9 protein-coding genes are annotated in these 8,971 nt (G+C 59.9%); 3 read left to right on the plus strand and 6 right to left on the minus strand.

The genetic code is table 11. The annotated features are described in order from the left end of the window. Positions 1-23: 23 nt before the first annotated feature. Genes ACR0ER_RS17495 through ACR0ER_RS17515 form a run of 5 tightly spaced genes read right to left on the minus strand, consistent with a single transcriptional unit; the run spans position 24 to position 5,867 of the window. Positions 24-1,307, minus strand: coding sequence for an amidohydrolase family protein (locus tag ACR0ER_RS17495; RefSeq protein WP_480770036.1), 1,284 nt, complete (start codon positions 1,305-1,307; stop codon positions 24-26). A gap of 8 nt (positions 1,308-1,315) precedes the next feature. Then, a complete protein-coding gene (locus ACR0ER_RS17500) occupies positions 1,316-2,257 on the minus strand; it encodes an ABC transporter permease (protein WP_480770046.1) in 942 nt (313 codons plus the stop codon). Continuing rightward, a complete protein-coding gene (locus ACR0ER_RS17505; protein ID WP_480770047.1) occupies positions 2,257-3,327 on the minus strand; it encodes an ABC transporter permease in 1,071 nt (356 codons plus the stop codon). The genes ACR0ER_RS17500 and ACR0ER_RS17505 overlap by 1 nt, the downstream gene beginning before the upstream one ends. Further along, positions 3,327-4,838 (minus strand): ABC transporter ATP-binding protein, encoded by a 1,512-nt coding sequence (locus ACR0ER_RS17510; protein WP_480770037.1) that lies wholly within the window; start codon positions 4,836-4,838, stop codon positions 3,327-3,329. The genes ACR0ER_RS17505 and ACR0ER_RS17510 overlap by 1 nt, the downstream gene beginning before the upstream one ends. Before the next feature lie 39 nt (positions 4,839-4,877). After that, the gene (locus ACR0ER_RS17515; RefSeq protein WP_480770038.1) at positions 4,878-5,867 is read right to left on the minus strand and encodes a BMP family protein; all 990 of its coding nucleotides are present in this window, start codon (positions 5,865-5,867) and stop codon (positions 4,878-4,880) included. A gap of 338 nt (positions 5,868-6,205) precedes the next feature. Between ACR0ER_RS17515 and ACR0ER_RS17520 the strand changes: the two genes are divergently transcribed. Both ACR0ER_RS17520 and ACR0ER_RS17525 read left to right on the plus strand, forming a co-directional pair. After that, positions 6,206-6,856: a Wzz/FepE/Etk N-terminal domain-containing protein gene (locus ACR0ER_RS17520; RefSeq protein WP_480770039.1), complete on the plus strand. Its 651-nt coding sequence runs from the start codon at positions 6,206-6,208 to the stop codon at positions 6,854-6,856. Continuing rightward, positions 6,750-8,342: a GumC family protein gene (locus ACR0ER_RS17525; protein ID WP_480770040.1), complete on the plus strand. Its 1,593-nt coding sequence runs from the start codon at positions 6,750-6,752 to the stop codon at positions 8,340-8,342. Before ACR0ER_RS17520 ends, ACR0ER_RS17525 begins: the two co-directional genes overlap by 107 nt. A 68-nt stretch (positions 8,343-8,410) precedes the next feature. Here the strand turns inward: ACR0ER_RS17525 and ACR0ER_RS17530 are convergent, their stop codons facing one another. Beyond that, positions 8,411-8,707 carry a hypothetical protein gene (locus ACR0ER_RS17530; protein WP_480770041.1) on the minus strand — a complete coding sequence of 99 codons (297 nt, stop codon included), beginning with the start codon at positions 8,705-8,707 and terminating at the stop codon, positions 8,411-8,413. Positions 8,708-8,765: 58 nt separating this feature from the next. Between ACR0ER_RS17530 and ACR0ER_RS17535 the strand changes: the two genes are divergently transcribed. Next, on the plus strand, positions 8,766-8,971 hold a 206-nt coding region (locus ACR0ER_RS17535), incomplete at its 3' end, for a hypothetical protein (protein WP_480770042.1).

Raw genomic sequence — 8,971 nt, forward strand, 5'->3', positions numbered from 1 at the left:
AAACCCGGAGCGCAGGACCTGAATCAGGCAAACGGCACCCGCGCCTCGTCCAGAGATTTTTGCCCTGTGGGCAGGGACAGGTCACAGGTAATCGGGTTTGATCGCGCGATCACCCGCCCCTTGCGCACCACGGCCAGCCGGTGCGCGCGCAGCCGGATCGCCTCGATCCGGTCGCTGGCCTGTAGCAGCAAAAAGTTCGCCGCACAGCCTTTGGCGACGCCGTACCCCTCTAATCCCATGATCCTGGCCGAGTTTTCAGTGACCGCATCGAAACACCACGCCATATCGGCGCGGCTGGACAGTTGCCCCACATGCAACCCCATGAAGGCCACGTCCAGCATGTCGGCCTTGCCCAGCGAATACCACGGATCCATCATGCAATCCGAGCCGAACCCCACGGTGATCCCGGCATCGCGCAATTCGCGCACACGGGTTTGACCACGACGTTTGGGATAGGTGTCGTGGCGCCCCTGCAACATGATGTTAATCAGCGGGTTGGGGATCGCGTGCACCCCGGCCTCGACCATCAGCGGGATCAGCTTCGAGACATAGTAATTGTCCATGGAATGCATCGAGGTCAGATGTGACCCTGCAACCCGCCCGTTCAGACCCAGACGTTGGGTTTCATAGGCGAGGGTTTCGATATGGCGGCTTTGTGGGTCGTCACTTTCGTCACAATGCATATCGACCATCAGCCCACGCTCAGCCGCGATTTCACACAATAGGCGCACGGATTCGGCCCCGTCCGCCATGGTACGTTCGAAATGCGGGATGCCGCCCACCACATCCACGCCCATATCCAGCGCCCGGATCGTGTTCTGCATCGCGGTCGGGTCTCGCAACACGCCATCCTGCGGGAAGGCGACCAGTTGTAGATCAAGGTAGTCCTTCACCTGCTCGCGCACCTGCAACAGCGCTTGCACGCCCTTCAGTTGATCATCGCAAGTGTCCACATGGCTGCGGATCGCACCGATGCCCTTGGCCACCGCCAATTCGCAGTATCGCAGGGCGCGGGCGACGATATCCTCGACCGTCTGGATCGGCTTCAACTCTCCCCACAGGGCAATCCCTTCCAGCAACGTGCCCGAAACATTCATCCGCGGCGTGCCCAGCGACAGAGTCGCATCCATATGGAAATGCGGATCGACAAATGGCGGCGAGACCAGTTGCCCGTCGGCGTCGATCACCTCAGCTGATTCGGCAGTGATCCCGGGCTCGATGGCAGCGATCCTTCCATCCGCGCAGGCGATATCCACGCCGGTCTGGCCATCGGGCAGAGTGGCATTCTTGACGATCAGATCGAACATGGCGGCTCCTATCGTTGGCCTTTGAACCAAGGGGTTAGCAATGCGCGCGGATAATCCGCCGACCGCGCGGCAACGACAAGCGCGATGATCGACAGGATATAGGGCGCCATCAGGAACACCTGACCGGGCACCAGCGCGCCCATCTCGGTCTGCAGACGCACCTGCAGCGCATCGAAGGCGCCGAACAGCAGCGCGCCCAGCAGCGCCTTGCCGGGACGCCAGCTGGCAAAGATCACCAGCGCGATACAGACCCAGCCGCGACCGTTGACCATGCCGAAGAAAAACGCGTCAAAGGCGCTCATGGTCAGGAAGGCTCCGCCCAGTGCCATCAGGGCCGAGCCCGCAACGATAGCTCCGATGCGCAGCCCATAGACCGACAAGCCCTGCGCATCGACGCTGTCCGGATTGTCCCCTACGGCCTTGATCGCCACGCCCAAAGCGGTGCGGTTCATCACGTACCAGACCACCGCCACCATCAGCAGCGCCAACCATGTCAGAGCGGTTTGCTGGAACAAAACAGACCCTAAAAAGGGCAATTCGGACAGGACCGGCAGATCCAGCGGCTGGAAGGGTTCAATGCGCGGCGGCGAGGACACATTCGGCAGCGCCGTACGATACGTGTAGTAACTGACCGAGGTGGCAAACAGCGTGATCCCCAGCCCCGAGACGTGTTGAGACAGCCCAAGCGGCACGGTCAGGATTGCATGTAGCAGACCAAAGAACGCTCCGGCCAGGGCCGCAACCAGCACCCCGCCCCAAAGACCCGCGCCCAGCCAGACCGCCATCCAACCGCACATGGCACCGACGACGAAAATCCCCTCGATCCCAAGGTTCAACACACCTGCCCGTTCGCAGATCAGCGCGCCCAACACGCCAAAGATCAGCGGTGTGGCGATGCGCAGAGAGGCGGCCCAGAAACTCTCTGACAGCAGGATGTTGAGAATATCCATCATGACGCCGCCCTCGAGGTGCTGGCCCGGACAATCCGGTAGCGGGCAAAGAACCCGCCGACCAGAACACACAATAGGGAAACCGACACCACCAGATCAGCAAGGAACGAGGATACGCCCATCGCGCGGCTCATACTGTCAGCGCCCACGAAGACCGAGGCGATGAACAGCGCCGCGATGGCCACGCCCACTGGTGACAACCCGGCCAGCATCGCCACGACAATGCCGGTATAGCCAAAGCCGGGTGAAAGGTCGGCGGTCAGATAGCCCTTCAACCCCGCGACCTCGCTGACGCCCGCCAAACCAGCCAAACCACCTGACAGGGCGGCTACTCCGAACAGCGACCGATTCACGTTGATCCCTGCATGGCGTGCGGCGGCGGCGTTTTCTCCCACCGCCCGCAACCTAAACCCCCAGACCGAGCGCGCCAGCATGAACTGGGCCACTCCGGCCAATATCAGAGCCAGAATCAGCCCGAAATGCACTCGCATCCGATCCAGTAACGGCGGCAGCATCCCCTGATCCAGAACCGGCGCCGATTGCGGCCAGCCCAGACTCATCGGGTCCTGCAACGGGCCTTCAAGCATCATCTGCACAAAGATCAGGATGATGAAGTTGAGCAGAAGTGTGGTCACCACCTCATCCGCGCCAAAACGTGTTTTCAAGTATGTAGGCGCGACCATCCCGGCAGCCCCGGCCACCGCGCCCAGCACGACGATCAATGGCAGTAGCAGGATACCAGACACATCCAGCGCCCCGGACCCGATGGCCACAGCAGCCATTGCCCCAAGATAAAGCTGCCCCTCGGCCCCGATGTTCCACAGCTTGGCGCGAAAGGCCAAAGCGGCGGCAAGCCCGGTAAAAATCAACGGAGTGGCGCGGGTCAGCACCTCGGAAAAGGCAAAAACGGAACCAAACACACCGCGAAACATCTCGGCATAAGCTGCAATCGGGTTGGCCCCGGCAGCCAGCAGGGGAATCGCAGCAAAGCCCAAAGCGATCACGGCAGACAGGATCGGAACGCCCAGCGTAAAGGCACGTGACTGTGTTTGGCGCGGTTCGATGCGGATCATGCCGGTTCTCCTGCCATCATCAGCCCGATCTGTTCGCGGTCGCGGCTTGGGGCCTCGTGTAGCTCGCCGTCGCGGATCACCACAATCCGGTCGGCGAGGCCCAGAATTTCGTCGAGGTCCTCGGAAATCAGCACCACCCCCGCGCCACGCGCTCGCGCCTCAAGCAATCGTCGCCCGACCTCGGCCGCGGCGCCCATGTCCAGACCGCGGGTGGGTTGGTTCGCCAAAATCAGGCTTGGCGACCGGTCGAACACACGCGCCAGAATGAGCTTTTGGATATTGCCGCCGGACAAAAGCCGCGCAGGGGCCTCAACGCCCGGTCCGCGCACGTCGTAAGCCTTGGCCAACCGTTCGGCGTTCTCGGAAATCGCCTCACGCCGCAGCAGGCCACGTGATTGCACGTCACTATCATCCAGCCGTTCGATGATCATGTTCTCGGCCACGCTCATCGCGCCAACGATGCCTTCGTGGTGGCGGTCTTCGGGAATGCGGCCAACACCTGCCCGGACCATGGCCGAAGGGGTGGGTGTGTTAATTTCCACCTCTTTCACCTTGATTAGACCCTGTTCAGGCCGTGTCAGACCTGAGATCACATTGGCCAAACCGCTTTGCCCATTACCAGACACCCCTGCAATCCCGAGGATTTCATGCGCGTGCACCGTCAGATCTACGCCGCTGAGCGTATCTCGCTTGGACCGACCTGCAACCGACACACCCGACAGTGTCAGTACCGGTGCACCCGGTGCCATCGCAGTGCCCGCCAATTCCGGTGTGTCCGCCCCGACCATCATCCGGGCGATGGATTTCTCATCGGCCTCAGACGTCGCCATCTCGCCTACTTTCTTACCGTGGCGCAGAACGGCGATGCGGTCGGAGAAGGCCAGAACCTCGCGCAGTTTATGGCTGATGAAAATGACTGACAGCCCCTCGGCCGTCATCATGCGGATGTTTTCGAACAGCGTATCAGCCTCTTGCGGGGTGAGAACAGCGGTGGGTTCGTCCAACACCAGAATGCGGGCCTGCCGATACAGCGCCTTGAGGATTTCGACCCGCTGACGTTCCCCGACCGACAACCGCCCGACCGGCGTATCCAACGGTGCAGTCAGGCCGCTTTGGGCGATGATTTCTTCAACTTTAAGCCGCGCCGCGCGCCGGTTGCGACGCAGGGCCAACAGGGGTTCGGCCCCCAGGGTGATATTGTCCAATGCCGAGATATTCTCGGCTAGGGTGAAATGCTGGTGCACCATGCCGACACCCGCCGCCAAGGCCACCTGCGGATGGCCCAGCGGCAGCGGCTGCAGAACACCCGCCTCATCGGCGACATCAATAGACCCTGAATCGGGCAAATAATGCCCAAACAGCATATTCATCAGCGTGGTCTTGCCCGCGCCGTTTTCGCCCAGCAAGGCCAGAACCTCACCCTTGTTCAGGGTCAGACTGACATCGTCATTGGCGATAACCGGGCCGAAATGCTTGCTCAGCCCGTTGAGCTTGAGAACTGTGGTCATTGGGAAAGCGGGCCGGTGCAGAAACCGGCCCGAGCACGATCAGTTGTCCGAGACCGGTCGGTCGTCGTTGACATTCACGCGGAACAGCCCGTCCAGAATCTCGGCCTGACGCGCATTTACCGCTTCGAGCACATCAGCCGGAACCAGTTCCTCATCCAGGACCATCGATCCGCCGCCATAGCCCATAAAGCTGTACTGGCCGTAATCCGCGGCCTCGAACGAGCCACCCGCGACATTGGCGATCGCCTTGTCGATGGTCGGTTCCATATGCCACAGGGCCGAGGCCATGATCGTGCCGGGATAGTCCCCCGACGTGTCGATGACGTTACCCACGGCCTTCACGCCGCGTTCGACCGCCGCATCCGACACGCCAAAGCGTTCCGCATACATGATGTCCGCCCCCGCATCCATCATCGCGATGGCGCTTTCCTTGGCCTTGGGCGGATCATACCAACTGTCGATGAAGGTCACGAGGAAGGTGACATCCGGGTTCACCTCACGCGCGCCGTCCATGAAGGCGTTCATCAGGCGGTTGACCTCGGGGATGGCATAGCCGCCGACCATGCCGATCACATTCGATTCCGTCGCGGCGCCAGCCACCATTCCGGTCAGGTAGGAAGGCTCGTGAATCCAGTTGTCAAAAACCGAGAAATTGGGCGCCACCGGACCAAAGGACGAGCCCATCAGAAACGCTGTATCGGGATAGTCCTTGGCCACCTTGCGGGCAGCGCGTTCCAGACCGAACACCTCGCCCACGATCAGCTGCGCGCCCTGTTCGGCATATTCACGCATCACGCGTTCATAATCGGTGTTGGCCACGTTTTCCGAGAATACATATTCAATGTCGCCCCGCTCGGCCGCAGTGTTCAGGGCCTTGTGAATGCGGCTGATCCATTGCTGTTCCACCGGCAGCGTGTAAATCGCCGCAACCTTGACCGTTTCAGCCGCCGCCAGCCCGGCGGAATACAATGTCAAAGCCGCCGCCACCGCGGCCAGCAGCACTCTGCGCGTTAATTTTGTTTTGGTCATATCTCTCTCCTGTGTGGCGGGATGGCAGCATTTTTTTACTGTTCAGTCAATTTTTTCATCACCCATCACGGTAAACCAGAACAGACCGCCGCGGCTTAGAGCGTTTTTTAGGCAACCGCCTGCTGCGAGGATGAACCCTGCAATCTGGCTGGAACTCCAAGGGCCTAAGCCAAGCAGCGGTTGCATGAAACAGAGTAGTGGTTTGCCGGTTTGATACCCTGTTTTTCTTGAGTGGCGCGCATCAGGTGTGCGGGCCTTTATTCTTGCCTATCGACCGTGTAGAGAGCAGCGGCACACGCGTTTTGCGTGTGTTTGGCATTTGGGATTGTTTAGTAGATATGAAGCAAACTCCGATACGCGATGCGCAATTCCAACCGCCCCGGTCGACGCCAGATGATGCGCCGGAAGACGACTCCATTGATATTGGCGCTTTGGCAGGCACGTTGTGGCGGGGTAAGTGGATCATTGCCCTTACCACCGCTGCCGCCATTTTGGTCGGAGCGTATTACGCTTTTGTTTCGGCTGTCCCGTTGTATCGGTCTACGGCTGTGGTCATGCTGGAGACAGATCAGGCCAGCGTGGTCGATCTGCAAAGCGTAGTGGGCGGATTAGCCGGGGACACGGCCGAGATCAACTCGGAGCTTGAAGTACTGAAGTCCCGTGGCCTGATGGGCAAGGTTGTTGACCGGCTGGATCTGGTGTCCGATCCAGAGTTCAACGCCGAGCTTCAACCGATATCTGCAATCGCCGGCGCCAGGCAGTTTTTCATGTCCATGTTTGGCACCGGGGACGCCCCCGGGGCAGGACTCAGAAGATCTTGTCGAGCAATTGACCCGAGACGATGTGATATCGGCGCTGCTCGAGAAGGTTTCGGTGCGCAACGTGCGGCAAAGCCTGGTGTTCGAAGTGACGGTCGAGACAGAATCGGCCCGCAAATCCGCCCTTATCGCCGATACGATTGTCGAGCTTTACGTATTGAACCAGATTGAGGTGAAGTTCGAGGCCACCGAACAGGCAACTGAATGGCTGACCAACCGCGTGACCGACCTGCAGGTCGGGCTGGAGACTGCTGAGGCGAAAGTCAGCGAGTTCAATGCGACGACAGCCCTGGTCTCGCCTGAGGCGCTCCAAGTGCAGGAAGTGCAACTGAAAGACCTGCGCGAACGCCGCGTGTCAGCTGAGGCGACCCGCGTTGCAGCGCAGACCCGTTATGACGCATTGGGAGCTGCGGATACACGCGCGGCGCAGGCCGAAACCAGCCAGGACCCCCAGTTGCAACGCCTGTTTGCACAAATCGACGAGACCGCCGCAAGTGAGGACGCCTTTGACACCGCGTTCCAACGTCTGGTCGCGCGCACCGCACTCGAGGCACGCCGCGCAACGCAGCAGGTCCAGGCTCTGACGCGGTCGTCCGAAGAGCTTGGCCATCAGATTTCACAGCAGAATGCAGATCTGATCACGCTGCAGCAACTGGCACGCGAAGCCGAGGCGGTCCGGCTGCTGTACGAGTATTTCCTGGCTCGCCTGAAAGAAACATCGGCGCAAGAAGGTATCCAAAAAGCGGACAGCCGACAGTTGTCGCGCGCCGTGATCCCCAGCACTCCGGCATCGCCCCGAAAGCCTCTGATCCTGGCGTTCTCGGTCCTTTTGGGTCTCATGTTGGGTGCGGGTACCGTGCTGCTGATCGAAATGCGCCGCAAAGGGTATCGGTCTGCGCAGGAACTTGAGCGCAAGACCGGTTACAGCGTATTGGGCCAGATCCCGATCTTTCCGGCCCGCGGGCGACGCAAGGTTCTGGAGTATCTCGCCGAAAAGCCTTCATCTGCTACCGCAGAGGCGGTGCGCAACCTACGCACGTCACTGATGCTATCCAATGTGGACCATCCGCCACAGGTTGTGGTTCTGACATCAGCTCTGCCCGGCGAAGGCAAGACGACGAACGCGTTGGCGCTGGCGCAAAACTTCGTCGGGATCGGGAAAAGAGTTCTGCTGGTGGAAGGAGATATCCGGCGCCTGACCATGACGGCGCAGCTGCAGGGCGTACCGAAAAAGGGAATCGTGTCTGTTCTGTCCGGGGATAGCACGCTTCAAGAAGCCATCTTTCAGGACTCACTGTTGGGCTGTGATATTCTGGCTGGCGAAAAAACATCGGCCAATGCGGCGGACCTTTTTGCCTCGGAGCGGTTCCGACTATTCCTGGAGGATATGCGTAAGCTCTATGACGTCATCCTGATCGACACGCCCCCCACGCTTCTGGTGTCCGATGCGCGCCTGATTGCACGAAATGCAGATGCTGTACTTCTGACCATCAAGTGGAACGACACGTCTGAACAGGATGTCACCGAAGTGATGCGTCTATTCCACACGGACAACCAACGCCTGACCGGCTTGGTGCTGGGCCAGATCAATACGCGCAGCGCCAAACATTACGGTTATTCCTACGGAAACTACGCCGACACGTACTATAGCAATTAGGATGCACTGTCTGGTGTCGAACAAAAGCGCGCCTCAACAGCGCGCTTTTTTGTGTTGAAGCCGATGGCTTAGTTGGTGCCGACGGTGCTTGTTGTGCTGTTCGTCGAACCGCCACCACCGCCGCCTGCAGCTGCCACGCCAACAGCGGCCGCAACAACGCCAAGCGCGGGTACAACAAGTGGTACGAATCCGGTCACGCCAGCTGCCGCCGCTGCCCCACCGGCTGCGGTGGCACCTCCGGCTCCCGCACCAGCACCTGCTCCGGTGCCGCTTCCGGTCTGAGCCGCGGCCGCCCCACCGGTAGCACCTTGTGCATATGCGCCTGTGGTCGAAAGAGCCAAAATCAGAAATGTAGTTCTGATCATCGTGAATCTCCTAAAGCAAGTCTTGGTCGGTTGATATCACAACAACTCAAAGTTGAGAATGCCGTATCCGCCAAAAATTCTGAAAGGTGTCTGGCAAGGTTTGTTTTTCAGCGCATTGCCGCAAAAACCTGCCCTAATACCCCGCCGCAAACTACGGCCGCACAGTGCTTACCCCCTGATTATTATGAGTGTATTGATTTTGGGTTTGTCAGAGGGGTTGATTGAAGGATTTGGCGGCGAATTGGCGAGGGACGTTGTTTGGAA

It is taken from the genome of Ruegeria sp. CH8 (assembly GCF_056536985.1).